Below are 25,992 nucleotides of genomic sequence, written 5' to 3'. Positions count from 1 at the left end.
GAGGACCTGTCCGAGGCCGAGAAACAGGGCTGGCATCAGATTTACGATCGCGCCCCGGCTCACAGCATGGCCAAGAAACGTTGTGTGACCCGCCTGGAGTACGGCGCCCTTGAGCCCGATCGCCGCACTCCATGGTCGGACGTGACCGGACGCGTCTTCCGGTGGAATGCGGATGCGGAACGCTGGGAGAACCATCCCCACAGCTACACATGGGAACGCATCCCTAAGAGCTGCTTCCCGTTGACAATGTGATTGTCCCCGTCAATACAGCCCCCTTGATGACGTCCAGGGAACGACTGAGAGCGGTTGACTCTGTGGCCTGCCCCGGTTCCCTTCCCCGGGGCCTGAGGATCAGGCCAGGACGGGCGGCTGGAACGTGCAGGATTGCCCTTGCACCCCGCGCCCGCCGAAGGAACAGCAAGAGGGTCGAAGTGGGGGGGGGCGTCGTCTGCAGACGGCGCCCCCCCACCGTCAGGCCCCGATGTCCTCGACGATCTGCTTGAGCGTCTCGATGAAGGACGTGATGTCCTCGTCCGTCATCGGCAACGACAACGAGAACTCACCGCGGTGGACGGGGAAGAACCCACGGTTGGCCAGCTCCAGGGAGCAGGTCTGCAGCTTCTCGGTGTCCACATTGGTCCAGTAGTCGCGGTGCGTGCGCACCGTCGCCTCGGGGGACTTGAGGTAGACGTATCCCAGGTGGGAGTTTCCCTTGCCCAGGATCCGGAACGGGTGGTTCCTCCCGGCGCTCCACTGGTTGATCTCGGTCAGGATGCGGCCAGCCTGACCGTTGAGCTTGGTGAATGCCGCTTCATCCATGGTGGACATGCAGGCGATGCCCGCAATCACGGCCAGCTTGTGGCCGTGGTGGGTGCCGGAGATGACGACCTTCCCGTTCTCCAGCACGCTCATGACCTCGGCGGCACCACCGACTGCCCCCAGGGGCATGCCGCCGCCGATCATCTTGCCCATCACGGTGAGGTCGGGGGTCACCCCGTACACCCCCTGTAGTCCGTGGTAGCTGGCACGCAGCGTGATGGTCTCGTCGAAGATCAGGACGATCCCCAGTTCCTTCGTCAGCGCCCGCAGGTCCTCGACGAACTCCTGATCCAGGGTGACGAACCCTCCGGCACCGCTCTCGAGCTCGACGATGACGCAGGCCAGCGAGCCGGCGTTCGCCCGGAGGATCCGCTCGGCGCCGGCACGGTCGTTCTGCGTCAACAACACAACGTTGTCCACGTTCTCGACGGGAATCCCGCCACTGTCAGCCATCGGCTGCGGGTCGGAGGCCGTGCCAGTGTCCGGACCGGGGACCGGGTGGGCGGAGATGCTGAGGGGATCGGTGAACCCGTGATATCCCCCCTCGACCTTCGCGATCTTCGTCTTGCCCGTGTACGCCCGGGCGATGCGCACCGCGCTCATGCACGATTCCGAGGCCGAGCAGGAGAACTGGACCTTCTCCACCGAGGGTATGCGGTCCACCAGGAGCTGCGCGAGCTCCGCTTCCGGGGTGCTGGGGTTGCCGAACGAGATGCCCGACGGGATCGCCTCGCTGAGAGCCGACATGATCGCCGGATGGTTGTGTCCCAGGATGTTGACCGTGAAGTTGTTGTTGAGATCAAGCAGGGCGTGGCCGTCGACGGTTTCGATGTGAGCGCCATCGCCCTTGTCCACGAAGACGGCGTGGGGGCCGAAGTTGAAAGAATTCCTGCTGTATCCGCCAGGAATGAGCTGCTTGCCCTTCTGCGTCAGTCCACCCGACGTCGAAAACTTCTCAATGAACCTGTCAAGGCTTGCCTCCAGGGTCAGCTTGGCCATTAGTACTCCATTTCTTTCCACGGGAAATATGCACTACCCTTCCGGGCGGAAAATTCCCTATAGTGATCCAATCCTTTCATCGTGGCGCCCGGTGTGGGCGCGCACAAGCCACAATTCACAATGGTCCAATTTAAAAATCAAATCATCAGTTCAGGCCATCACTGTTCGGTCGAGCTCCGTCGTCTCCACCGGGTCGCCCGAGGGATTCCAGCATTGTGCTGTCCATCCCAGGAAAGTCGTTTCCGCAGGCCTCTGGGCTCAGGGAGCGTGCGCCGGGAGGCCTGGAATCTGCTGTGCAGCACCGGAGATGGTCGACCTGAGAAAGACGTCGAGGCCCTCGGGGCCAGCACCGCTCGAACTGGCTGTTCCACGAGGACCTCGACGATGGATCGAATCTATGCAGTGCTGCCGTGGGCGCACGGGTGCTTCTGAGTGCTACCGCGGCATGAAAGCGGTACTTGGTCTCCTCATGCGGTGCTCTGTGCCGCCATTGCCGCGGCTCGGGTCCTTGACGGTGCTCCGGTTCTCTCGGTCGAGAGCCGATCCCTGGGATCTGCGCCGATGGGCAAGGCACCCGCCAGGGCACGAGTGCGGTAATGGCCCAGTGGTGCCGATGTTGCCTTGCTCGTCAACGGCGGGCATGAGGGGCGACTGCCCCTGAGATGAGGGCTTGGGCCTCTTCGCCGTTGCTGTCGCCGAAGGACGCGGCAAGTGAGGTGGCGGTGCCTCGTGTAGCCACGGCCCAGGCCACGCCGAGGACGGCGGCCACGACCACGAGCCAGGGCAGCAGCGTCGGGAGCCCGGAGGTGGCGCCGGCCAGCAGGTCCCAGTTGGCCACGGCCAGGTAGGCGGCGGTGAGCAGACCCAAGGCCCCCAGTATGGGAGCGATCGCACAGGTCCACAGGCGGAACTCGCTGGGCTTTTTTCGGAGGAAGAAGGCCACGACGGCGAGGGAGGTGGCGGCTTGCATGACCAGCACGCCCACGGTGCCGACTCCGACGAGCCACGCGTAGAGCTGCGCGAAAGGATCGGCTCCAGTGATCATGAACGTCCCCACGACGGCCAGGGTGACAGCGGTGACCGCGATGCTGGCCTTGTGGGGGGACTGCCACCGTCGATGGGTGACTCCCAGGGCACGGGGCAGGATGCCCGAACGGCCCAGGGAGAACATGTATCGCGAGAGCGTGTTGTGGAAGGCCACGAGGACCGCGAAGGTACTCGTCACCAGCAGCACGTTCATGACCACGGTCGACCACTGTCCGACGTACTGGGTGTTGACGGCGAAGACGAACCCGGCAGGATCGTCCGTGGCGGCCTGCTGGATCGTGTCGCTGCCGTGGGCCAGGGCGATGGCCCAGGTGGACAGGGCGTAGAAGACCGCGATCAGGACCACGGCCACGTAGGTGGCGCGCGGGATGGTGCGTGCGGGGTCCTTGGCTTCCTCGCCGTAGATGGCGGTGGCTTCAAAACCGACGAACGAGGCTGCGGCGAAGAGCATGGCCACCCCCAGGCCGTTGGAGAACACGTTGGTCGGCTGGAAGGAATCCAGGTTCACCCCGGTGGATCCGCCCTGGGAGAGCACCGCGATGTCGAAGATGAGGAGGATGAGGACCTCCCCGACCATCAACACTCCGAGCACCTTGGCGCTGAGATTGATCTCGAGGTACCCCAGTAAGGCCACACCGGCCCAGGCCAGCGCAGTCCACAGTTTCCAGTCGATCTGCACCCCGGTCAGCTCGCCGATCACGGCGCTGCAGAAAAAGCCGAACAGGCCGTAGAGGCCCAGGAGCATGCAGTGGTAGGACAGCAAGGCGACCGCCGCGCCGGCGAACCCGGTGATGCGGCCGAAGCCTTCCTCCAGGTATGCGGCGAAGCCTGCCGAGCTGGTGACGTGGCGGCTCATGGCCCCGTAGCCGACGGCAAACAGGATCAGCACGGCCCCGGCAATGACGTAGGCTCCGGGCGCTCCTACTCCCAGGGCCATGAAGCCCATCGGGGAGGCGCCCAGGGCTGCGGCCAGTGGTGCTGCCGCGGCGACGACGAAGAAGACGATGCCAGGCACCCCGACCGCGTTGCGCTTCAGCGCGGGCGCGGTGCCCGTGGTGGGTTCAGACATGAGAAATCCGTTCCTTGGTGATGTGATGGGCCGGCTCGTGCAGGAAGCAGCTGGCAACGGATCAGTGGTGAAAGCTCTGCCGACTCAGGCGAGGCTGGCGAGGGCCATCAGGGCCACGGAGGCGCCCATGAGGGCTGCCTCGAGGCGGTGAGGGCGAGAAATGCGGCTCCGGCGGGCGGCGAGCCAGATGCTGGCGATGGTGTACCCCACTGACCCCAGGCCGAGGCTCAGGGCCAGGAGGTTGGCCGAGTGACCGGCGTGGCCACCGGATCCGGTGGTGCTGTGGTGGGCATCCATGCACACCAGCAAGGCCGCCATGAGGATCGCACCGATGTTGCGGTGGACGGTCATGGCGCCGTGGAGTGGGTTCGTGTTGCCGATGCGGGAGGGGCTGCGCCGGAAGGCCGTGAGCAGTGCGGTGCCCCCCAGGAGCAGCGCCCACCCGGCGGTGGGGACGGGGCTGAGATGGACGGCGGTGTCGATCATGGCCAGGACCATGAGCACGGCGCCGATGAGGTCTAGGGGCAGTGCGCGGGGTCTGGCCGCGGCGGTGCAGCACGCACCGGCCGCGGCCAGGCCGACACAGCCCAGGTGAAGGGCTTCCACGGTGAACTGTTCAGTCGTGTGTGATCAGTCGTGGCAGCCGTGGGCCTTGCCGGGCTCAGGGTTGGTGCAGTGTCCGGCGGCGGCCTTGTTCGGCGGCACGTTCAGCGCAGGGTTCCTGGTGAAGAACCCATAGGGCTTGAGCGTGAACTTGGCGTAGTCGGTGGGCATGACCGGCCAGTCCTCCGGGCGTGGGAAGTGGGTGGGCCCGAAGGTGTGCCACACCACGATGTCCTCACCGTCCACGGAGCGGTCCTGGGCGGTGAAGGCCGGCAGGCCCCCGCCGCCGGTGCTCTGGTGGACGAAGTCCCCGGCCGCGTAGCGCTCGGCCGGGTCGTACTGGGTGACCCACAGGTGCTTGGTGGCGAACGCCGCCCGGGCGGCCAGGGACGAGCCCGGATCGGCCATCAGGGTGGGGTTGTCCCCGGGGTAGAGCATGTAACCGGTGGGCTGGCCCAGCCGGTTGGTCTTCTCGGTGTTGACGATGTGCCAGGACCGGCCCACGGAACCGTTGGCTTCCCGGGCGGCGCTCTGCTCGGTGGCCAGGCGGGTGACGGACTTGGTGAAGGCTTCCCCCCGGTCATTGAACTCGCTGAAGGGCAGGCGCACCGCCTCGACCTCGTCCACGGCGTTGGCCAGGCCGTCAACCATCATGTCCAGGCGGGCGCTGAACAGGTGCTGGTGGTACGGGCCGCCCAGCCCGGGGGCGACCAGGGAGGTGTAGGGGGCGTTGTCCTCGGTGTAGCCGGAGGTGAAGAGCATGCCGGTGAGCTTGGCCTCCAGCTCGATGGTCCCGTCCAGGTAGAGGTACCAGTAGAAGCCGTAGTCGTAGTTGGCCACGGTGGTGAAGGTGCTGATCACCAGGCGCCGGGAACGGCGGACCTCGTTGGAGCCGGTGAACATGTCGGTGTGCTTCCAGAGGGTGCCGAAGTCCTCCTCGTGCATGCAGATCCCGTTCTTGATGGTGAACGGGGTGCCGGCCTCGTCGGCCAGGGTGACGTCGAAGTACTTGATCTCTCCCAGGCAGTCGCAGCCCAGTTCCAGAGAGTTGGTGAAGCGCCCGAAGAGGTATTCGCCCAGGTCGAAGTAGTTCTGCCAGAACCGGGTGGGGGACGGATCCCCGTAGGGAACGACCATCTCGGCCAGAGCGGCGCGGTAGATGACCGGGCGCTCTTCACCGTTGTCGCTGAAGGTGAGGTTGCGCAGGATCAGTCCTTCACGGGCGTCGAAGCCGAGGTCGAACTTCCAGTTCGCCCAGCTCACCGTCTCGCCCTCGACGGTGAAGCTGGGGCCTTCGGGCTGGGTGATTTCGATGGGCTTGAGCGTGCTCAGCGGCTCGCCCTGCACGGCGGGGTCGTCGAAGTTCCCCGACTCGGCCGGGATGGGGGAGATGCCGGTGTCGATCAGGCGCGTGATCTTGCGGTCGGTCAGGTCCACGTAGGCGGAGAGCCCCTCCACCGGGTGGGCCCAGGGGTGGTCCTCGGGGTAGTCCTGGTAGAAGCCGAGCACGCGCACGATCCGGCGGCCGACTTCTTCCTCGAAGCCGTAGGAACCGGCCGACAGGGGCACGCACATCACCTTCTCCGGGGTGGTGCCCCGGTCGGTCAGCGCCTGCACCCACCGGGGGTCGGCAGCACAGATCCCGGTGATGTCGTCGAACTCCTCCAGCAGCACCGGGACCTGTCCCTCGGCCGGATCGACCGCCACGGTGCTGACCACGCGTGCCTCGTCGAGGGAGACGATGTTGTCGGTGGAGGCGCCGGTGGCCATGTCCAGCAGCATGACCCGCGCCCGGCGCTCCGGACGGGCAGCGGTGCCGTCCTGGTAGGCCAGCACCTCGCGCTTGTGCGGCTCCTCCAGGCCCACGTAGGCGAACCGGGTGGTGGCGGTGAAGGTCGGCTGGGCCGAGAGGATGTCGCGGATGTGTACGAACTCGTCGGCCGTCAGGCTGGACAGCGGAGAGGCCGGACGGGAAGCCAGGTGGCCGGGGTGGTGCGCATTGGTGTCGACAGCAGGAAGATTCATGACGGGGTTTCCTTCAGGTGTTCAGCGGACGTAGTGGATGAGGGAAAGAACAAGACAGAGGCGGCATCGCACGCCGGCCGGGAAGGGGCGATGGGCGGCTGGAGAGGCCGATAGGACAGGGCCCGGACTCCTCGGGCAGCTTCGGGCGCGAGGTGAGGCGGTGAAACGAGGTCTGCCTCAGACGGTGGCGTTCTGTTCCTGCCGTTGGTAGACCATTTCCCCGTCGACGTAGGTGCGGTCGACGGTCAAAAAGCGCAGGTCGTCGGTGGGGCAGGTGAGAGGGTCCCGGTCGAGGACGAGGATGTTGGCGCGTTTGCCGACCTCGATGCTGCCTTCCTCGTGGGCGCGGCCGGAGGCGTGAGCGGGATTGATGGTGTAGGCGCGCAGGGCTTCAGCCGCGGTGACGGCCTCCTCGGGGTCGATGTAGGCGCCGGTGTAGTGCCGCCGGGCCACGGCGTTCCACATGATCTCGGCGGGGGAGTAGATCCCGCAGGGGTGGTCGGAGGCGAAGCTGACGCGGACGCCGGCGTCGATCATGCTGCGCACGGGCAGGACCCGCAGGTGCTTCTGGTCGTCACCGCGCCATTCGGTGAACACATCGCCCCAGGTGTGAGCCAGGCCCGGGTTGGCGACCAGGTCGATGCCCAGCCCGGCCAGGCGGGACGCCTGGGCGGGTTCGGCGACGAAGGCGTGCTCGAGCCGGAGGATGGTGTCCTCCCCCGTCCGGCGCCGGACGGTCTCGTAGGCGTCTGCGACCGCATCGACGGCGCAGTTGCCCATGCCGTGGATGGCGAGATCGATGCCCAGGCCGCTGGCCTGGGTCGCCAGGTCGTGGACCTCCCGGGGGTTGTAGAAGTTGGTGCCCACGTGCTGGGTGCAGCCGTCGTGGAGCTTGTGAATGGCGGGGCCGTCCGGGAAGGCACGGTCGACGAAGATCTTCATCGTGCCGCTGCGGAGCATGTGGCTGTCGGCCCGATGAATGCGATCGACGATGTCGGTGCGCCGCAGGTCCTGCTGGGCAAAGAAGTGATCACCGCCGTGGAGTTGCTGGAGGGTGAGAGGCAGACGCCCGGACGCGTCGGCCCGGCGGTAGAGCTCAGCGGCCTTTTGCGTGACGCAGGCATCTCCGATCCCCGTCAGCCCCACGGCCAAATAGTCCCGAGCCTTGGCTTCCAGCAGATCGACCGCCGTGTCCCAGTCGCGTTCGGCGTAGTCCTCCCAGGAGGCGGACTGCACAAGGTTCATCGCAGCTTCGAGCAGGACTCCTGTGGGGACACCCTTGCTGTCGCGCTCAATCTCCCCGCCCCAGGGTTCGGGGGTGCACGCACTGATGCCCACCGCCTCCAGGGCGGCGCTGTTGGCGAAACCGGCGTGACAACTGGCATCGCTGAGGAAGAACGGGTTGTGAGGGGCCACCTCGTCGAGCTCGTACCGGGTCGGGTTGCGCATTTCGCTGATTTTGGTCATGTGGAACCCAAAACCGCGGGCCCATTGACCGGTCGGCAGGTTCTTGCAGTGCGCTTCGATCGCGGTGAGCACTTCGTCCATCGTGGTCATCGGTGGGGTCGAGCAGTCCACGGAGACCGGGTCGAAAGCCGCGATGCTCATGTGGTTGTGCGCGTCGATGAAACCCGGCACCACGGTCCGGCCATTGGCGTCGAAAATCTCTGCGTCACGGGCTGCGGCTGCCCGCACTTCTCCTTCCGTGCCTACCGCCGCAATCCGGCCGTCCCGCAGAAGGACGGCGCTGTGGACGGAGTCCCGGGCGTCGACGGTACGGACGACCGCGTTCTTGATCACCAGCTCTTGAACCTGAACCATCGGAGTTCTCCATTCGAAGTGGGTGGAACATGCGTTTCCGGCCGGATGGCCATGCTGCATGCGCAGCTGACAGGTGTGTGAAGTGCCCCTCACACGGAGGGTCATCGGTCCTGAAGGGCTCCGCTGAGGCGGCTTGGGCGTCCCCTTGATCGAGACAAATTCGTGCCGCTCAGCGATAGCAGGCGATGGTGCCGTCGGGGCGGACCCGCCGCAGGACGGAGGCCACGGCCGCGACCGCGGTGATCGCCTCGTCCTCGGTCATGATCAGCGGCGGGGAGAGCACCAGGTTGGTGGGGCTGCTGACCCGGGCGATGACCCCGGTCTGGTCTCGGATCACATCGGCCACCCCTAGCCCGGGTTGCGGCAGCGGGGCGCGGGTCTCCTTGTCGGTGACTAGTTCCAGGGCCAGGCCCATGCCGGCGTGGCGGACCTCGCCGACGATCTCCAGCTCCTCGGCCAGCGGGGCGGCCAGCTGGTACAGCAGGTCACCGGTGGTGCGGGAGGCGGCCAGCAGGTCCTCGGACTCGAGGATGTCCAGGTTCTTCAGTGCCACCGCGCAGGCCACTGGGTGGCCGGAGTAGGTGTAGCCCACCGGGTAGCCGTGCCCGGAGGTGACGACCTGGCCGACCTGCTCGCTCATCAGCACCGCCCCCAGGGGGATGTAGCCGCTGGTGATGCCCTTGGCGGTGACGATGATGTCCGGGTCCATGCCCAGGTCAGGGGAGGCGAACCAGGACCCGGTGCGCCCGAAGGCGGTGACGACCTCATCGGCGATGAGCAGGATGTCGTGGCGGCGCAGCACCTGCTGGACCCGCGGCCAGTAGTCGGCCGGCGGGATGATGAATCCCCCCACGCCCATGATCGGTTCCCCGATCATCGCGGCGATGTTTTCCGGGCCGATCTGCTGGATGCGCTGCTCCAGCTCCCGCACGCAGAAGTCCGTGACGTCCTCACCATCGAAGAGGTGAGAGCGGTAAGAGTGCGGCGGGGTGAGGTGGGAGACGTGGGGCAGGTGCGGTCCCTGGCCCTCGGTCATGTCGGCGAACCCGGTGGCCGAGCCGCCGCCGTAGGCCAGGCCGTGGTAGGCGGTGTGGCGGGAGAGGATCCAGTTCTTGCCCGGGTGGCCGTTGAGGTAGTGGTAGTAGCGGGCGGTCTTGATCGCCGCATCGTCGCCCTCGGAACCGCCGGAGGTGAAGAACACCTTCGCCATCCGCTCCGGGGCCAGCGAGATCAGACGCTCCGAGAGCTCGATGGCCTGGTCGTTGCTGAAGTCCCAGAAGGCGGTGAAGTACTCCAGTTTGCGCATCTGCGCGGCGGCCACCTCGGCGATCTGCGCCCGGCCGTGGCCGATCTGGGCCAGCCACAGCCCGCCGGTGGCATCGAGGTACTCCCGTCCGGTCGCGTCGGTCATCCGGCAGCCCTGGCCCTCGACCATGATCACCCGGTCGGTGGCCCAGGAGGGCTGGTGCGGGTGGATCAGGTGCTTGAGGTCCGTGCGGAGGAGGTCGGTGACCTCCCTCGATTGAACAGAGAACATGTATCCGTCTTTCCGCTTGCGCGTATCCTTGTATAAGCCTTGGAAAGAGCATGCGGTGTGGCGTTCGTCACGGACAATGAGCACTTCGCGATCGGCCGATAGGCCAATGCAATCAGGGCCCGACGGGGGGAGGCTTGGGTGGATATCCGGCAGCTGCAGTACATGATGGTGCTCGCGGAGACCCTGCACTTCGGGCGCGCCGCCCAGCGGATGCACATCTCACAACCTTCGTTCAGCCAGCAGATCGCCCGCCTCGAGAAGCAGGTCGGCGCCCAGCTGTTCGACCGCTCCGCCAACCGGGTGGCGCTCACCCCGGCCGGGGAGGCTTTTCTACCCCGCGCCCAGGAGATCCTCAGTCAGATGGCCGACGCCAGTGCGGAGGCCCGCATGCTCCAAGCAGCGGGGCAGCAGCAGCTGCGGATCGGACTGTTCTTCGACGGGGCCGGGGAGCTCACGCCGCTCATCGTCTCTGCCTTCCGCAAGGCCATGCCCGACGTCCAGCTGTCCTTCCAGGAGCTGTCGATGGTCGACCAGGTGGAGGCGCTGGTCTCCGAGCAGGTCGACGTGGCATTCATCCGCTCACCAGCGGAGGACCCGCGGGTGAAGCTCCAAGAGCTCTATGCACAGCCACGAGTCGTCGGCCTCTCCTCCCAGCACAGGCTCGCCTCCCTCGACCGGATCTCACCCAGCGACCTGGTGGACGAGGCGTTTGTCGTTGCCGCCCCAGAGGCACCACCACAGTGGCGCTCCTACTGGTCCTGCGATGACGTGAGAGGTGAACCCAGTCGCGTGGCGGCGTCTATGAGGAATGTCGCGGAATGCGTTCAGGCGATCGCCTACCAAGGGGCGGTGGACACGGTCCCCAGTTCTGCCACACGCTTCCTGCAGTTTCCCGGAGTGGTCTACCGGCCGCTGGTGGATGCTACGTATTCACCAGTAGCTGTGGCCCTGCGAGCAGGAGAGCGGCGCGCTCATGTCGGAGCATTCCGCCGCATTGCCCAGCAGCTGGCAACCACGTCGTTGTCTGTCGTCCCGGACGCTGTGCCCCTCGACGAGGCACCGGAGGGCACCCCCAAGGTGGCCTGACACCAGCATTCAGTGCCCGGTCACGAGAATCTTCCCGACCAGGGAAGCCGGGGCCTCAGCTGCCTCTGACGAGTAGATCCATCGCGTGCCGCCATCGACCCTGCAGTCAGGGCGTCCCCGGACATCAGCAGAGCACGGAACTGCTGCGCATCTCATGGGCGCAAGCTGGACCCAAGGGCCGCTCTTGCGGGAACTTCCCACCCTCACGGCGCCAGAACGTCCCGTGGTGAGGACGGCCCGATTAATCCAGAAGGTGTCACTCAAGAACGCACGAGACGGGCGATGGCGTCGGAGGCTTCCTTGAACTTCGCGTCGGCGGCCTCGCCACCGAGCTGGGCGGCGTCGGCGACGCAGTGCCTCATGTGGTCGTCCAGCAGTCCGAGGCCGACGTTGCGCAGCGCGGAGGTCAGGGCGGAGATCTGGGTGAGGATGTCGATGCAGTACTGCTCCTCGTCGACCATCCGGGCGATGCCGCGGGCCTGGCCCTCGATGCGCTTGAGGCGGGCCAGGTAGCGGTCCTTGTCACTGATGTAGCCGTGGACGGTGTGGCATTCGGCCGCAGAGGTGTCGGTGGTGGTGTCGGGGACGGGGGTGGTGTCCATGGTGGTCTTGTCTTTCGGTCGGTTCCGGGTAGGCCAGCGGCCCCGGACCAGCCGTGGGGCTGGCCCGGGGCCGCCGGCGCCAGGGGCGCAGGCTGGGATCAGGCCGCCGCGTACTGGGCGGGGTCGGCGTCGAAGGCCGGGGCGCAGCCGGGGCAGCAGAACCAGTATCGCTGGCCGGCGTGGTCGCGGTAGAGTCCGGCGGCCTCGGCGGCGGCCTTGTCGACCGGGGTGCCGGCCATGACCGGGCACTCGGCGGTGGCGTCAGCGGTCTGGACGGGTTCGGTGGTCAGAGTCAGCTCCTGCGTGCTCGTGGTGTCGTTGGTGGAGCCGCAGCAGCCGCAGGCTATTGGTGACCACGAAAACGGAGGAGAAGGCCATGGCGGCTCCGGCGAGCATAGGGTTGAGCAGCCCGGCGGCGGCCAGCGGGATCGCGGCGATGTTGTAGGCGAAGGCCCAGAACAGGGTGGTCTTGATCGTGGACAGGGTCGTGCGGGCCAGGCGGATCGCATCAGTGGCCGCGCGCAGGTCCCCGCGCACCAGGGTGAGGTCGGCGGCCTCTGGCATCGGCGGCCCCGTGACGCTGCGCCAGTACTTCTCGGCCGCCTTCAGGACCTCACCTTCGCAGTACCGTGCGCGCTTCCGAGCCGAGGCGACCCAGGCTGGGAAGTGACCCCGCCGGTTTCCACCGGCGCGCGGTCGCTGGGTGGGCGCGTCAATGAGCATCTTTCGGGTCAGCTTGCGGGGAGGCCGGATCGTTGCCGAGCGGTCCACTGAGGGGCGATGCCCTTGTCGGTGCGCCGGGAGGTGTCCGCGGATCCTTCACCCCGTTTGACACTAATACCCCCTGGGGGTAACAGTAGAGCTCAACAGTACCCCCAGGGGGTATGACGTGATGGCGCGGCGGTTCCCGCGCACCCTGTTCTGAGGAGTTCTCCGATGCCTTCTGCCGCCTCCGCCGCCGTGCGGCCCGACACTTCCGGGGGCTCCCCAGGCGGGCTGGTCCCGCTGCTGGTGATCGCCACCGCCCAGCTGATGCTGGTGCTCGACGACTCGATCGTCAACATCGCACTGCCGTCCATCCAGCGCGAGCTCGGGGTCACAGCGGTGCACCTGCCGTGGGTCGTCAACGCCTACATCCTCGCCTTCGGGGCGCTGCTGCTGCTGGGCGGCCGCATCGGGGACCTCTGGGGGCGTCGCCGGACCTTGCAGGTCGGCATCACCGTCTTCATCGTCGCCTCACTGATCGGCGGCCTGGGGCAGAGCACGGCCGTGCTCATCGTGGCGCGCGCCGTGCAGGGCCTCGGGGCGGCCCTGACCGCGCCCAACGCCCTGGCCCTGATCGCCACGACCTTCTCCGACCGGAAGATGCGCGACAACGCGCTCTCGCTCTACGGGGCGATGTCCGGTCTGGGCATCGTGGTCGGACTGCTCCTGGGCGGGGTGCTCACCGGCACCCTGGGCTGGCGGTGGGTGTTCTTCATCAACGTCCCGATCGGGCTGCTCGTACTCCTGGGCTCGCGCACCCTGGTCGGCGCCGAGCCTCACACCGGCCGGCTCGGTGCCGTCGGGGCGGGGCTGGGTACCGGCGGGATGGTGGCCCTGGTGTATGCGATCACCCGGTTTGGGGAGGACGGGTTCACCGACCCCCTCGCCTGGAGCCTCGTGGCCGCCGGGGTGGTGCTGCTGGCCGTGTTCACGCTCACGCAGTCGCGTAGCCGCAACCCCCTGGTGCCGTTGAGCCTGTTCCGCGACCGCAACCGCTCCGGGGCCTACCTGACCATGCTCCTGGTCGCGGTCGGGCCGATGGGAACCTTCTATGTCATCACCCTCTACCTGCAGCAGGTGCTCCAGTACAGCCCGCTGCGCACCGGGATCTCCTGGCTGCCCTTCGCCGCCGGGATCGTCGTCGGTGCCGGCACCGCGCCCAAGATGCTGCTGCGCATCGGCCCGCGCTACCTCGCAGTGGCCGGCGCGCTGCTCAGTGCTGCGGCGGCATTCTGGCTGTCCAGGATCACCGTTGAGGCGAACTACCTCGTGGATCTGGCCCCGGCGATGTTCCTTCTCGCGGTCGGCTTCGGGGCTGTTGCGGTCACCCTCACCCAGGCCGCGGTCTACCGTGTCGACCCGGACAAGGCCGGGATCGCCTCAGCACTGCTCAATTCCGCCCAGCAGATCGGTGTGGCCCTGGGCCTGGCTGTGCTGGCCGGGATCGCCGCCACCGTCACCGCCGCCCCGCAGAACCAGGGAATGCCCACCGACCAGGCCCTGATCGCCGGATACGGCACCGCGATGACCGTGGCCACCGGGCTCCTCCTCGCCGCCGCCACGCTGGCCCTGACCACCCTCAACGCCAGGCCGGCGACCGAGGAAGACACCCACGAGCCTGCCGACGCCCTGCCCGAAACGACACGCTAAGAAATGGTTTCAATAGTGGGTGTTCAGGGGTGGCCAAGCCCTCGGCTCGGTGACGATCATGGTCGCCATGTCCAGGCAGAGAGCACTTCAGAAGCTGGTCAGCGACCAGTTGTGGGAGTTGCTGGAACCGTTGGTCCAGCCTCGACCGCCAGCGAAGAACGGGAGGACGGGACGCCCGTGCGTGGATGACCGGGCCGCGCTGGAGGGGATCCTGTTCGTGGTCGAGCATGGCATTGCGTGGAAGAAACTGCCCACCGCGCTGGGTTTCGGGTCCGGGATCACCTGCTGGCGCCGGCTGCGGGCCTGGCAGGAGGCCGGAGTGTGGAAGAAGCTCCACCACGCAGTCCTCGACCAGCTTGGGCAGGACGGAGCGCTCGACTGGTCAAGGGCTTCTCTGGACTCGGTGAGCGTCCGGGCGAAAAAGGGGGCGAGCTGACCGGGCCCCACCCCACCGACCGCGGCAAAGCCGGCACGAAGTACCACTTGCTGGTCACCGTCGACGGGTTGCCGTTGGCGGTGGCGATCACCGGGGCCAACAGGCACGACTCCATGCTGGTCGAGCCGATCCTGGACGGACTGGCCCCGGTCAAAGGACCGGGGCCAGGGCGTCCACGGCACCGGCCGGGCAAGCTGCACGCGGACAAGGCCGTGCGCCTTCAAGAGAGTGCGCCGGTACCTGCGCCGAGGCGGGATCACCGTCCGCATTGCACGGATCGGGGTGGACTCCAGCGACCGGCTGGGCCGGCACCGCTGGGTCGTGGAACGCACCATCTCCTGGTTGCTCGCCTTCCGCCGACTGGCCATCCGCTACGACCGCAGCGCAGCCACGATCACGGCTGTGGCCACCCTGGCGATCACGGTCATCTGCGCCCGGCGACTGCCCTGAACGCACTGTTGACGCCTTTCGCCACACTGTGGGGACGAGGCATCCGGTGTCGAGCTCAGGGGCCTGTGCGCCTCTCAGCGGTGGATGAGGTACCCCCAGTTCACAGCATCACTGAGCGCGCGGTCGTTGAAGCCGGGGTGGGCGGCCCGCAGGCGGTCCATGTCCGCGTGGATGTCCATGGGTCCGATGCCCATGCGCAGCCCCTCCTCGATCAGAGCGTTGGAGCGGGTCACCGCCTCGGCGATCTGCTTCCGCGTGTAGAGATCCCCCAGTGCTTCCTCGGGGTCGATCCGCCCCAGGCCGTACTCCCCGACGTGCCCGGAGAATCGGCGGTTGAAGTAGTGCAGGGCGAACACCGCATTCAGCACATCCATCTCCCGGGCCTGGGCCAGATTCTTGGCACGACGGGCCCGCACACCCACCCGGTACTGCTCGATCCGCGCCAGAGCCGCTTCGAGCTCGCTCTCGTAGCGCTCGGGACCGAAGCCCGGAACGGTGTCGCGGATCTGCCCCAGGGCTCCGGCTCGGTCCGTCTTGCCTTCGAGCATCCGGGTGCCGCGGTACGTGGCGGCCCAGCGCAGCCGTTCCTCCCGGTGCTCGGGCGTCTCCTCCGGGCGGTGCTCTGTGCTGCTCATGACGGCTGCGTTCTGTGCGTGGTGGCCGGTCTGGAGCTGCGTGTGCCGTCGGCGACCGACCAGGTAGCCGGCCCCGGCGCCGAGGAAGACCCCGACGGCGAGCCAGGACAGTTGCCTCGTCAGCACGGCGAGCACCGCACCGGCCAGCACGCCGAGGACCAAGCCCTTCTGCATCGGCTCCAGGTCGCGCCAGGCGCCTTCCTTGAACACCGGTCCTCGACGGGCCACCGGATCAATGGTTCTCGTGGGCGCGGTCGGTCAGCACGTCGGGGTCCTCCATCTGGGCGAAGTGGATGCCGCGGAGTTCGAGGTCATCGATGCCAGTGTGCCCGAGCGTGGTCATGTCCTGGGGGAGGCCCGCGCGCAGCTCCGTCATCTTCCGATCGATCCAGACGCTCGATCCGGTGCACCGCCCAGCGCGCACGCTGATCGACGTCGGCGCGGGAACGGAGGAAGCGATCTCTACTCGCCGGATGCCCCCTATGCCGTCACCGAACCCTTGAGAATCCCCACGGGGGCGCGGGCCAGGGCTGGCGGCTCAAACACTGATTATTGAAACCACTTCTTAGAGGATATGCGCGAGTGTCGACGCGGCACCAGGATGCGGACCGACAAGTGCATGACCTGCTGCATGCTGGCGTGCGGCAGTCCCATCAGCACGCCGTGTCGTGTTATGGCGCTACCACGACTCCAGCGAGTGGTCGGTCGACGCAGAACATGCTGGCCTGCGCCGATGCGCCGATGCGCCGATGCGCTGAGGGGCAGGGGCACCGGGTTACGGGTGCTGAACGTGGGTGGGGGAGACCTGGACACCCACACGCCGATGGGTTCGGTGACCTTTACTGTCATTGCGGTCCTGGCCCAGATGGAGCTGGAGATCAAGTGTGAGCGGATCCCCGACTCGGTGGCCAAGCGGAGGGTCGCCGGCAAGGATTTGGGCGGGCGGCGCCTGACCTTTACCGGCTCCCAGGTCCGCAACGCCCTGCGCCTGGTCGAGGCCGGGGAGACGGTCATCCAGGTCGCCTGCGACCTCGCGGTGTCCAGGGCCACGCTGTACCGCCGCATTCACGAACTGCCCATGCCAAGTCTCTGAGTCGTCGGCGGGCCTGCGTCGTGCCTGAACGGTGAGATCAGGAGAGGGTGAGCACTGTGTAGATTCCCAAAGTTCCCAGGGCCACCGTGGCCAAGGACAGTCCGAGCACACCGAGGACGTCTGCGGCGACCTGTTCGGCGGTGATTCCGGAGGTGCTGCGGGTGTAGCGGGTGCGCTGGGTCAGGTATATAACCGCCCCAGTGCTGACGGCCAAGGCGAAAAGCGCCAGGACGAAGACTCCGTGGTGGGATACCCAGCGCAGACAGATGGCGGCGGCGGTGATGAAGGCCAGAATCGTGCGTCCCCAGGCCAGGGTGGTGCGTTCGGGTTGCAGGCCCGGGTCGTCGTGCGGTGGACCGGGCAGCAAGGTTGTATGCAGGTCTTGGGAGGAGCCGCTCATGGTCCGACCCCGGTCAGTTCTGGAGGACGAATACGGCCAGGACTGCGGAGGCGATGGCTCCGCCGATGCCCAGGAGGGGCGCGATCAGGGGTAAGGGCAGCGGTGCCTTGCGGCGCAGGCTGCGTTCGACGCCCACCCAGCGCCAGGCGGCGCCGGCGCTGATGAGTACCCCGAGCAGGAGCAGGACCACGGCCAGGAGGGTGCGGATCGGTGCAGGAAAAAGATCCTCGGTGAACGCTTCCACGGCGATGCCGCCGGCCAGGAAGGCCAGGGAGGTGCGGATCCAGGCCAGGAAGGTGCGTTCGTTGGCCAGTGTGAACCGGGGGTCGGGTTCGGTACCGCCGCCGAGCACGCGGGCGGCGAATCGATGGCGTCCTGCTGTGGTCAGGGACTTGTTCACTGGGTACCTCGCCGTTGGTCGTGGGGAAGCGTGGAGTCACGGGGTGGGTGAGGCAGCGGACCACCTCACAGCTCGGTGGATGAAGGGCGGGAAAGCTGTGTGCACCCGCCGCAGTGATACCTCGCGAGTGGTTCGTGTATCGACAGGGGTGGGCTGTCGTGGCCGGGACAGCGCTCTACTGTGCGGAGGGTCCGAGACGGTGTCGGAGGTAGCGGCGGATCATGTGCACGGAGTCGTCGTTGAGGTGGTGATCGGGGTCGTCGTAGACGGTCAGCTCTACGGCGGCGCCCAAGGAGCGGAAGGCGGAGCTGGTGGCTTCCACCCGGTGCAGGGGCACCCAGGCGTCCTCTTCGGCGGTGAACATCTCGACCACCTGGCCCGAGAGCCCGCGCCCGGGCGAGGCCACCCAGTCCCGTTCGGTGGGGCCGAGGTAGCCGCCGGTGTGCAGGACGGCCCCGGCCAGGTGTGGCTGGTCGCGCAACAGCCACTCTGAGAGCAGGCAGGCGCCCTGGGAGAAGCCCAGCACCACCACCGGCGGCCCGTCCTCGCCCAGCAGGGGGCGGGTGTGGGCGCGGATCGCCTCTAGAGCATGGTCGAGGTGGGGCTGGTTCTCCTGTGTCGGAGCAAGGAAGCCCTGTGGGTACCAGCTGAAATCGTGAGCCTGCGGCAGAACCCAGGCGACGCCGGGCAGATCGACGCGGTCGGCGACCTCAACCATGAAGGCCGGGGACTGGCCGCGGCCGTGGACGGCGTAGACGACCAGGGCCGCGGACTCCGGTGGTGCCCCATGGCGAGTGGGCTGGTGTGTCAGGTGCATGTTGGACGACATGGGGGCATCCTTCCAAGCCCGAGGGGCCGGTGTGGTGTCAGTGCGTTGAATTCCAGACAGTGGTTCTGGAGAAGGGGGTGCCGGGTCCGCGAAGGACCCGGCACCCCAGTCGTCCAGGTCAGTGCTCGTCGACGGTGACGGGCTCGAGCCGGGCCATGATGGGCTCGCGCTGGTCCTCGAACTGCGGGGGCAGCATGAAGTTCTTGCCCAGCTCCTCGGGGGACTCGTCGCAGTCCCAGCCGCCGTCGTCGTGGGTGACGGCGAGTTCGAACAGCGCCCCGCCGGGGGTGCGGACGTAGTGGGACTTGAAGTAGTTGCGGTCCTTGAGTTCCGAGATGTCGGTGTAGCCGGCGCCTTCGATCTCGAACTTGATCTCCTCCTGGTTGGTCAGGGTGTCGAGGTTCCAGGCGAAGTGGTGGTAGGTGCCGGCTCCGTAGCGCCAGGTGCCCTGATCGTCGGTGCGGTTGCCGGTGAGCTCGATGAAGTTGCCGTAGTCGTCCTTGCCGACCTGGAACCGGGCCCGGTCGCCGTCCTCAAGGATCTGACCGCGGGAGTGGAAGACCTCGGTGCCGAAGTCGACCATCCGGTCGGCGTCGTAGACGTGGATGCCCACCCCGTGGATGCCGTGGATGGCCGCCTCTGCCGGCACGCCGTGGCCGGTGAAGCCCCTGCGGGGGTCCTTGGCGGTGCCCACCAGCTGGTACTCCAGCCCGCACGGGTGGAGGAAGGCCACCCGGCGCTCACCGAAGATCTCCACCTGCACGTTCTCCACCCCGTGGGTAGTGAGTCGCTTGGCCCAGAAGTCCAGCGAGTTCTCGGGTACGGACAGCAGCACCTCGCGGGCCTGGTTGGTGCCGCGGCTGCCGTAGAGCCCGGCCTGGGCCCACGGGAAGGTGGTCACCACCGAGGAGGGGTCGCCGTCGGCGTTGGAGTAGTAGAAGTGATAGATCGGGGTGGACCCGTCGAAGAGCACGGTCTTCTTGATGAAGCGCATGCCGAGGACCTTGGTGTGGAAGTCCACGTCCTCCTGCGCTCCGCCCACGGAGAGGGTCACGTGGTGAGATCCGACGAGATACGACATGGTGTTTCCTCCTGTGATGGGTGATGACTTCGGCGTCGTGAGCCGTTTCCTCTGTGGAATCTTGTTCCCCGCGGTGCCGCGTGCGTTGAGACCTGTGGGGGTGGGAACCGCTCAGACGGTGTGATTACGACTGAACTGAGGCGTGGGACTTGGCTTCCTGAATAAGCTTGAAGACCTGGTTACGGATCTGGGCGTAGCGGGGCAGAGCCTTGGTCTCGATCTGGTCCCGGGGGCGGGGCAGGTCCACGACGATGTTCTCGGTGACCGAGGTCGGGGCCCCGGAGAGCACGATGACCCGGTCGGCGAGGTAGACGGCTTCGTCGATGTCGTGGGTGACGAACAGCACGGTGGTGTTGTAGGCCTGCCGGATCCGCAGCACGAGGTCCTCGAGCTCGATGCGGGTCTGGGCGTCGACGGCGGCGAAGGGTTCGTCCATCAGCAGCACGTCGGGCTGGTAACCGATGCCGCGGGCGATCGCGGCCCGCTGCTGCATGCCTCCGGACATCTGCCAGGGGTAGAGGCTGCCCTTGCCGGCCAGCCCGACCGAGATCAGGGCGTCCTCGACGCGGCGGGCGCGTTCGGCCTTGTCGAACTTGTTGCGCATGGGCAGCTCGACGTTGGCGGCCACGGTCATCCAGGGAAGCAGGGAGCGGGAGTAGTCCTGGAAGACCACAGCCATCTTGGCCGGGGGTTCGGTGACGGTCTCGCCCTCGAAGATCACCTCCCCGCTGGTGGGGGCCTGGAGCCCGGCGATGGAGCGCAGCAGCGTGGTCTTGCCCGAGCCCGAGGGCCCGACGACGCAGACGAACTCCCCGGGCTTCACGTCGAAGGTGACGTCGGCCAGGATCCGGGCGGTCTTCTCCCCGCTCCCGTAGTTCTTCTTCAGGTGGCGCACCTCGAGCATGGTGCCCTCGTAGGAGGATTCGATGCCGGTATAGGTGATGGTCTCGGGGGCGCGGGCGGTGGTGGGTCCGGTGGTGGTCATGGTGGTCACTCCTTGGTGATGCCGGCCTGCCAGGCCAGCACGCGTCGTTCGACGGCGATGAAGAGCAGGGACGCGAGGTAGCCGAGCACCCCGAGCAGGATGGTGCCGGCCCAGGTCTCGGCCACGGCGAAGGTCTGCTGGGAGTACAGGACGTAGAAGCCGATCCCGTTGGTGGAGGCGACCATCTCGGAGACCACGATGAGGATGATCGACATCTGCAAGGTGGTGCGCAGTCCGGCGAAGATCTGCGGGCCGGCGTTGGGCAGCACCACGTAGCGGATCCGCTGGGTAAGGGTGAGCCGGTAGGAGCGGGACATGTCCTGTTGGACGAGGTCGAGGCTGCGGACCCCGTCGATGGTGTTCATCAGGGTCGGCCACACTGCTCCCAGGACCATGATGAAGATGTTCATCCCGGCGCCGATGCCGATGACCATGATGCCGATGGGCACCAGCACGGGCCCGGGCAGGGAGCGGAAGAACAGCACGATCGGCTCGGCCGCGGCCCGGGTGTAGCGGTTCATCCCCAGCAGCATCCCGCCGGTGATGCCCAGCACCGCGGCAAGGGTGAACCCGATCAGGAACTTCCCCAGACTCGGCAGCAGGTCGGCGGTGAAGTGCGGGCCGAACCAGTCCCGGACGAAGACCTCGACGATGGTGGCCAGCGGCGGGAAGTACAGCGAGGTGCTCTCGGCCGAGGAGACCCACCAGGCGATGACCAGGGCGACGGGGAGCCAGAGGCGGGTGAGGGCCGTGCGGGTGGTGTCGGTGAGGGTGTTCATCAGTTCGTGTCTCCTCGCTGGGACGGGTGCCAGAACAGCAGCGGCTTCTCCAGGGCTTGGAACACCAGGTTGATGCCCACTCCGAGCAGACCGGCGGTGAGGATGTAGGCGTACATGGTGGGCAGGGCGTTGTTGATCTGGGCCACCGCGATGGTCTGACCGATCCCCTCAGCCCCGCCGATGAGCTCGGTGACCACCGAGACGATCACCGCGATCGAGGCCGAGATCCGCAGACCGGTCAGGGCGTAGGGCAGCAGGGTGGGCACCACGATGCGGGTGGTGGTCAGCCACCAGCCCAGCCGGTAGCTGGAGGCCATGTCCAGGGCCACGTTGTTGGTCTGGCGGATGCCGTAGACCATCTGGGTCAGAAACGGCCACAGCGCCCCGAAGGTGATCAGGGTGACCTTCATCGTCGGGGAGGGTCCCCACAGCAGCAGTCCCAGTGGGATCAGGGCGATCGGCGGGATGGGTTTGAGGAACTCCACCACGACCCAGGTGGAGTTCTCCACGAAGCGGATCAGTCCGATCAGCATCGCCGCGACCGTGCCGATGAGCACGACCAGTGCCAGTCCGGTCAGGGCGCTGGAGAGGGTCGCCCACAGGTCGCCCCAGAAGACCCCGGTTCCGAGCAGGCGCCAGAGCTCGACGAGCACGGTGGAGGCGGCCGGGAACACCTGGGTGTCCAGGACCCCGGTGCGGCTGAGCGCCTCCCACAGCCCGAGCACCCCGGCGACCGCGGCCGCACCCAGAGCGAGATCGGTGGCCCGGGCGTCCCACAACACGGGTAACCCGGGGCGGGCCTTGGCCGGGGCGCCGGCCGGGGGTGTGATGTCAGCGGCGACCATCGCCCACCAGCTCCCTTCCCATCTGGCCACCGAGGGCGGCCGGCACGGTGGCCGCAGCACGGTCAGGTGCGGGGGTGCCGATGCCGAAGTGCATCAGGTCCTCCCCGACGTAGAAGTCCCCGCTGAACCCGGCCCTGGCCTCCTCCCACTTCTCCCGTGGCGTGTTGCCCGGGACCAGGTGGGTGAGCACCAGGGTCTTCACCCCGGCCTTCTCGGCCTGCGGCCCGACCTGGTCGGTGCTGGTGTGGGCGGCGAGCATGTGCTGCATCAGGTAGGGGTCCGGTTTCGGAGAGCCCGGGCCCATCAGCGAGGACACCCAGTCCAGGTCGATGCACTCGTGCAGCAACAGGTCCGCACCCTCGGCGAGGGTGACGAGGTTCTCGCACACCCCGGTGTCCCCGGAGATCACCACCGACCCGTCGGCGGTCTCGAAGCGGAAGGCGAAGGCGGGGAAGATCGGGCGGTGGTCGACCAGGATCGCGGTGACCCGTACGTTCTCATCGGCGTAGATCTCGAAGGGCTCCATGGCCGGGGACGGGTCCCCGTTGGGGTCCTCCCCGGTGGCCCCGGGTAGTTCGATGTCGTGGACCTCGAAGATCTCCGACAGGTCCTGCTTGGCGTTGTCGCGCATCCGGTCGTTGATGTCGGTGGCGTAGGCCTGCAGCAGCCGGTGGGTGGACTCCTCGATCCCCGGAGTGGGGGAGTCCGGGTTGAAGACTTCGGGCTGGTGCTCGCGCTGCCCGAAGATCGGCGGCAGCACCGTGCGGTCCCCGGGGCCGTGGATCTGCACGGGGCGCTTGAGCCCGTTGGAGCCGTTGTGCCAGGCCAGCAGCAGGAGATTGGGGTAGTCGACGGTGTGGTCGGAGTGGTGGTGGGTGATGAACACCGCCCGCAGCTCGTCGATCCCGTGCTCGAACCCGGGGGTGCTGGTGCCGGACTTGCGGAACATCGGGCCCCATCCCTCACCGCAGTCGATGAGGTACTGGGCGCCGTTGACGGTGATCAGCGTGGAGATCCCGGAGCGGTCCGAGTTCTCCCACCACGGGGGCCCGCCGGCGGTGCCGAGCAGGGTGACCCGGGTACCGTGGGCAGATGCCTCGTCCAGGGTCATCGGTCGGGGTGCAGAAGTCATGAGGAGCCTCCTTGGGCCAAGCACTTCAGTAAGAAAGAGAGTTGTATGAGCGGGGAACAAGCCGGGGCAGTTACTTCAGGACGATGTCGTCGCCGGTGATGAGTTCCTTCATGAACCCGAGATCGACCATGGTGCGAGAGGCATGGGATATCGCCTCCTCGTCGGCTCCTACCGAATAGGGCGGTTGGCCCATCCGTTCGGCCACTTCGGGCTTCATTCCGCCGTACTCCACGAGCACGTCCCGGACCACTTGAGGGTCTTTCCCGGCTGTGATGCTGGCTCGCTCGATGGCACGCCGGACTTTCTCGACCACCTCAGGATTGCTGTGCACGAAGGGATCTGCGGTGAAGAGAACCGACATGGTTTCCCCTGCCACCAACGTGCGGTGATAGGGGCGCTCGATCGCGACCGCGCCGTTGGACATGCCCATTCCCACGAAGGGCTCCACCACGGAAGCGGCCTCAATCCGGCCGTCTTTGAGAGAGCTGACGAGATCAGGGAAGGACATCGCCACGAACGTGACCTTGCTCGGGTCCCCGCCATCTGCCTTGATCGCCGCCGCCGCTGTGACGTGGAGGATGGATCCCAGACCGTTGACCCCCACGGTCTTGCCCTCCAGCTCCCGGGGTCGTTGCACCGCACTGGTGGCCGGCACGAGCAGAGCCGAAACGTCCTCATCTGCCTGTTCCGCGACGTCAGCCAGATTGGCTGCCACCTTGATCGGAAGGCCCTTCTCGGCCGCCATGAGAATCGGGGTGATGGCCCCACACCCGTACTGCAACTGGCCGTTGATCACCGACGGAGCGACTGCTGCCGCGTTCTGCATGGTCTGGGTCTGGACTTCGATTCCCTCATCCTCGAAGTACCCCTTCTCCAGGGCCACGTAGATAGGAGCGCAGTCCGCCACGGGAAGCACCCCGATCTTCACGGGGTCATCGGCCTCCAGTGCGACAGCGCTTCCCTTCCCCACTCCACACCCGGACAGACCCAACAGGCCCACCAGAGCCAAGGAAGCCATGCCAGCACGTCTCTTCATCACCGGGCTCCTCATCTCATGCCTCGAAAACCAGAGCCGGGGACCGCCGGCACAGGACGGTGCTGAGGGCGTCCTCGAGTGCTTGGCGGGGGTCCTCGACCATGGTCATGGAGCGGTAGGCGATGTGGTTGTCGGGGCGCACGAGGATGGCCCCGGCGTCGGTGTGCTCGCGCTGGCGGGCCCAGTCGCCGTAGAGGTCCTCGTAGTGCTGGCCGGGGCCGATGACGTGGGCTTCCACCTGCACCCCGGTGGCCGCGGCCACCTCACGTGCTGCCTCGGCCCAGGCCGCGCCGTTGATCCCGGTCAGCACGGTGAACCGCCCGTGGCCGCACACGTCGTGGGTGGAGACCTTCGGTGCGGTGGGGTCGGCGGTGCCCAGCCAGGCGTGGGGCAGGCGGGCTCCGGGGTGGGTGGTGGGCTGGTAGTACAGCTCCGCATCCCGCACCGGTGCCGGGAACGGGCTGCCGTCGCCGACCACCGCGGCGGAGGCGTAGCGCTGACCGAGTTCGACCCCGAGGGCGTTGAACTCGTAGTTCTTCAGCACCAGGGCCTGGCGCAGGGCCTCACGCCGGGCCTCGCCCTCCTCCGTCGCGTCCTTGCGGGTGGCGATCTGGGCCTGCATGGTGGCGGTGTCATCGCGCGGGTCGATGCCCAGGGCCTCGAGGATCGCGCCGAACTCGTCGATGGACTTGTTCGCCCGAGTGACGATCTGCTCCCCGACGGGGACGCGCTCGTCGTTGTAGGTGGCCAGCAGCTCGGGCCCGGCCAGGCCCTTGAGCACATGCGCCAGCTTCCAGGCGAGGTTGTAGGAATCCCCGATGGAGGTGTTCGAGCCCAGCCCGTTGCTCGGCGGGTGACGATGCACCGCGTCCCCGACGCAGAAGACCCGGTCGGCCATGTTGCGGGTGGCGTACATCTCGTTGACCGTCCACAGCGAGAAGGACTCCACCTCGATCTCCAGGGTCGGATCCCCGATGAGGTTGCGCACGATCTCCGCCGCGGAGTCCTTAGTCAGCTCCGGGGGTGCCTGGTCGATGTCGTAGCCCCAGGTGATCAACCACTTGTTCCAGGGCCGCACCATGCGCACCAGGCCCAGCCCGATCCCGCCGACGGCCGCCCCAGGCTGAAGCACCCAGTAGAGCACCGACTCGCGGTTCTGGCAGTAGGGGGCCAGGTCCATCTCGCAGACGATGTTCATCGACCCCGACCGGCCCATCCGCCCCTCCATCGGCAGCTGAAGGTCGGCGGCGACCTTGGAGCGGCTGCCGTCGGCACCGATGAGGTACTGGGCGTGGATCGTGTAGGTCTGCCCGCTCAGGCGGTCGCGGACCAGGGCGTGGACTCCGTCCTGGTCCTGGGTGAGGGTGAGGTACTCGGTGCTCCAGCGGTACTTCGAGCCCCTCGCCATGGCGTTGCGCACCAGGATCGGCTCGAAGTAGGTCTGCGGCAGGTCGCAGTTCATCGACGGGGAAGCGGCCTCGTAGTCGGCGTGCCGGGCCGGGCTGGTGCCCCAGGCCCGCACCCGCCCCAGCTCCTCCCCGGCAATGGAGGTGCAGAACACGGTCTCACCGATCATCGGGTGCGGGGTCGCGTCGGCCTCGATCTGGTCCTCGATGCCCATGTCGCGCATGATCTCCACGGTGCGCTGGTTGGTGATGTGCGCCCGGGGGGTGTCGGCGGTGGAGGCGTACTTATTGATCACCAGGTGCTCGATGCCGTAGCTGGCCAGGAACAGCGCGGCCGAGGACCCGGCCGGGCCCGAGCCCACGATCAGGACATCGGTGGTGATGTCCCCGGGCTCAACGGTGGTCGACGGGACGAGGCGCTGGGTGTCGCTCATGACGGTGCTCCTTGCAGGAAGTGAGATC

General features: G+C 67.3%; 22 protein-coding genes and 3 pseudogenes. 4 read left to right on the top strand and 21 right to left on the bottom strand.

The annotated features are described in order from the left end of the window. Positions 1 to 471 precede the first annotated feature (471 nt). The 6 genes from IEW07_RS12890 to IEW07_RS12865 form a co-directional block, all read right to left on the bottom strand. Positions 472 to 1,818: an aspartate aminotransferase family protein gene (locus tag IEW07_RS12890; protein WP_188537854.1), complete on the bottom strand. Its 1,347-nt coding sequence runs from the start codon at positions 1,816 to 1,818 to the stop codon at positions 472 to 474. Between the two features lie 628 nt (positions 1,819 to 2,446). Then, complete coding sequence (locus IEW07_RS12885) at positions 2,447 to 3,934, bottom strand: APC family permease (protein WP_188537852.1); 1,488 nt, start codon at positions 3,932 to 3,934, stop codon at positions 2,447 to 2,449. Positions 3,935 to 4,018: 84 nt separating this feature from the next. Then, positions 4,019 to 4,540: a hypothetical protein gene (locus IEW07_RS12880; protein WP_188537850.1), complete on the bottom strand. Its 522-nt coding sequence runs from the start codon at positions 4,538 to 4,540 to the stop codon at positions 4,019 to 4,021. 24 nt (positions 4,541 to 4,564) lie between these two features. Next, the gene (locus tag IEW07_RS12875) at positions 4,565 to 6,562 is read right to left on the bottom strand and encodes a primary-amine oxidase (RefSeq protein WP_188537848.1); all 1,998 of its coding nucleotides are present in this window, start codon (positions 6,560 to 6,562) and stop codon (positions 4,565 to 4,567) included. A 177-nt stretch (positions 6,563 to 6,739) separates the two neighbouring features. After that, positions 6,740 to 8,383, bottom strand: coding sequence for an amidohydrolase (locus IEW07_RS12870; RefSeq protein ID WP_188537846.1), 1,644 nt, complete (start codon positions 8,381 to 8,383; stop codon positions 6,740 to 6,742). Between the two features lie 169 nt (positions 8,384 to 8,552). Next, complete coding sequence (locus IEW07_RS12865; RefSeq protein ID WP_188537844.1) at positions 8,553 to 9,920, bottom strand: aminotransferase family protein; 1,368 nt, start codon at positions 9,918 to 9,920, stop codon at positions 8,553 to 8,555. Between the two features lie 138 nt (positions 9,921 to 10,058). Here IEW07_RS12865 and IEW07_RS12860 point away from each other — a divergent pair, with 138 nt between their 5' ends. Continuing rightward, positions 10,059 to 11,006: a LysR family transcriptional regulator gene (locus tag IEW07_RS12860; RefSeq protein WP_188537842.1), complete on the top strand. Its 948-nt coding sequence runs from the start codon at positions 10,059 to 10,061 to the stop codon at positions 11,004 to 11,006. A gap of 260 nt (positions 11,007 to 11,266) precedes the next feature. Here IEW07_RS12860 and IEW07_RS12855 read toward each other — a convergent pair whose 3' ends face one another. From IEW07_RS12855 to IEW07_RS21020, 3 genes and pseudogenes are all read right to left on the bottom strand, one after another. Further along, positions 11,267 to 11,608 carry a metal-sensitive transcriptional regulator gene (locus tag IEW07_RS12855; RefSeq protein ID WP_188537840.1) on the bottom strand — a complete coding sequence of 114 codons (342 nt, stop codon included), beginning with the start codon at positions 11,606 to 11,608 and terminating at the stop codon, positions 11,267 to 11,269. Between the two features lie 98 nt (positions 11,609 to 11,706). After that, the gene (locus IEW07_RS21025; protein ID WP_443093585.1) at positions 11,707 to 11,847 is read right to left on the bottom strand and encodes a YHS domain-containing protein; all 141 of its coding nucleotides are present in this window, start codon (positions 11,845 to 11,847) and stop codon (positions 11,707 to 11,709) included. Positions 11,848 to 11,869: 22 nt separating this feature from the next. After that, a pseudogene (locus tag IEW07_RS21020) lies at positions 11,870 to 12,166 on the bottom strand (hypothetical protein); the annotation flags it as partial. A gap of 378 nt (positions 12,167 to 12,544) precedes the next feature. Between IEW07_RS21020 and IEW07_RS12845 the strand changes: the two are divergent. Together IEW07_RS12845 and IEW07_RS12840 are read left to right on the top strand one after the other, a co-directional pair. Continuing rightward, on the top strand, positions 12,545 to 14,023 hold the full coding sequence (locus tag IEW07_RS12845; protein ID WP_188537836.1) for an MFS transporter: 1,479 nt from the start codon (positions 12,545 to 12,547) through the stop codon (positions 14,021 to 14,023). 67 nt (positions 14,024 to 14,090) lie between these two features. Further along, positions 14,091 to 14,909, top strand: a pseudogene (locus tag IEW07_RS12840) (IS5 family transposase). Between the two features lie 74 nt (positions 14,910 to 14,983). Here the strand turns inward: IEW07_RS12840 and IEW07_RS12835 are convergent. Together IEW07_RS12835 and IEW07_RS12830 are read right to left on the bottom strand one after the other, a co-directional pair. After that, positions 14,984 to 15,754: a hypothetical protein gene (locus IEW07_RS12835; protein WP_188537834.1), complete on the bottom strand. Its 771-nt coding sequence runs from the start codon at positions 15,752 to 15,754 to the stop codon at positions 14,984 to 14,986. A 22-nt stretch (positions 15,755 to 15,776) separates the two neighbouring features. Continuing rightward, positions 15,777 to 15,920 (bottom strand): hypothetical protein, encoded by a 144-nt coding sequence (locus IEW07_RS12830; protein ID WP_188537832.1) that lies wholly within the window; start codon positions 15,918 to 15,920, stop codon positions 15,777 to 15,779. Positions 15,921 to 16,096: 176 nt separating this feature from the next. Here IEW07_RS12830 and IEW07_RS12825 point away from each other — a divergent pair. Beyond that, positions 16,097 to 16,637: pseudogene (locus IEW07_RS12825) on the top strand (recombinase family protein). Positions 16,638 to 16,674: 37 nt separating this feature from the next. Here IEW07_RS12825 and IEW07_RS12820 read toward each other — a convergent pair. The 10 genes from IEW07_RS12820 to IEW07_RS12775 form a co-directional block, all read right to left on the bottom strand. Beyond that, positions 16,675 to 17,037, bottom strand: coding sequence for a DUF202 domain-containing protein (locus IEW07_RS12820; protein WP_188537830.1), 363 nt, complete (start codon positions 17,035 to 17,037; stop codon positions 16,675 to 16,677). Positions 17,038 to 17,050: 13 nt separating this feature from the next. Further along, positions 17,051 to 17,437, bottom strand: coding sequence for a YidH family protein (locus IEW07_RS12815; protein ID WP_188537828.1), 387 nt, complete (start codon positions 17,435 to 17,437; stop codon positions 17,051 to 17,053). 175 nt (positions 17,438 to 17,612) lie between these two features. Then, on the bottom strand, positions 17,613 to 18,266 hold the full coding sequence (locus tag IEW07_RS12810; protein ID WP_188537826.1) for an alpha/beta hydrolase: 654 nt from the start codon (positions 18,264 to 18,266) through the stop codon (positions 17,613 to 17,615). Between the two features lie 118 nt (positions 18,267 to 18,384). Then, positions 18,385 to 19,347, bottom strand: a complete 963-nt coding sequence (locus IEW07_RS12805) for a VOC family protein (RefSeq protein ID WP_188537824.1) — start codon at positions 19,345 to 19,347, stop codon at positions 18,385 to 18,387. Positions 19,348 to 19,471: 124 nt separating this feature from the next. Continuing rightward, a complete protein-coding gene (locus IEW07_RS12800; RefSeq protein WP_371870231.1) occupies positions 19,472 to 20,332 on the bottom strand; it encodes an ABC transporter ATP-binding protein in 861 nt (286 codons plus the stop codon). Positions 20,333 to 20,337: 5 nt separating this feature from the next. Further along, positions 20,338 to 21,111 (bottom strand): ABC transporter permease, encoded by a 774-nt coding sequence (locus IEW07_RS12795; RefSeq protein ID WP_188537822.1) that lies wholly within the window; start codon positions 21,109 to 21,111, stop codon positions 20,338 to 20,340. Next, positions 21,111 to 21,956: an ABC transporter permease gene (locus IEW07_RS12790; protein WP_188537819.1), complete on the bottom strand. Its 846-nt coding sequence runs from the start codon at positions 21,954 to 21,956 to the stop codon at positions 21,111 to 21,113. The genes IEW07_RS12795 and IEW07_RS12790 overlap by 1 nt, the downstream gene beginning before the upstream one ends. After that, positions 21,943 to 23,088, bottom strand: coding sequence for an MBL fold metallo-hydrolase (locus tag IEW07_RS12785; protein WP_188537818.1), 1,146 nt, complete (start codon positions 23,086 to 23,088; stop codon positions 21,943 to 21,945). The genes IEW07_RS12790 and IEW07_RS12785 overlap by 14 nt, the downstream gene beginning before the upstream one ends. A 70-nt stretch (positions 23,089 to 23,158) precedes the next feature. Further along, positions 23,159 to 24,124, bottom strand: a complete 966-nt coding sequence (locus tag IEW07_RS12780; protein ID WP_188537816.1) for an ABC transporter substrate-binding protein — start codon at positions 24,122 to 24,124, stop codon at positions 23,159 to 23,161. A gap of 16 nt (positions 24,125 to 24,140) precedes the next feature. Next, a complete protein-coding gene (locus tag IEW07_RS12775) occupies positions 24,141 to 25,964 on the bottom strand; it encodes an FAD-dependent oxidoreductase (protein WP_188537814.1) in 1,824 nt (607 codons plus the stop codon). Positions 25,965 to 25,992: the final 28 nt, after the last annotated feature.

It is taken from the genome of Kocuria dechangensis, assembly GCF_014636775.1.
Classification (GTDB): Bacteria; Actinomycetota; Actinomycetes; order Actinomycetales; family Micrococcaceae; genus Kocuria; species Kocuria dechangensis.
The sequence above is the reverse complement of the archived record's forward strand: the minus strand, read 5'-3'. Positions and strand labels throughout refer to the sequence as shown.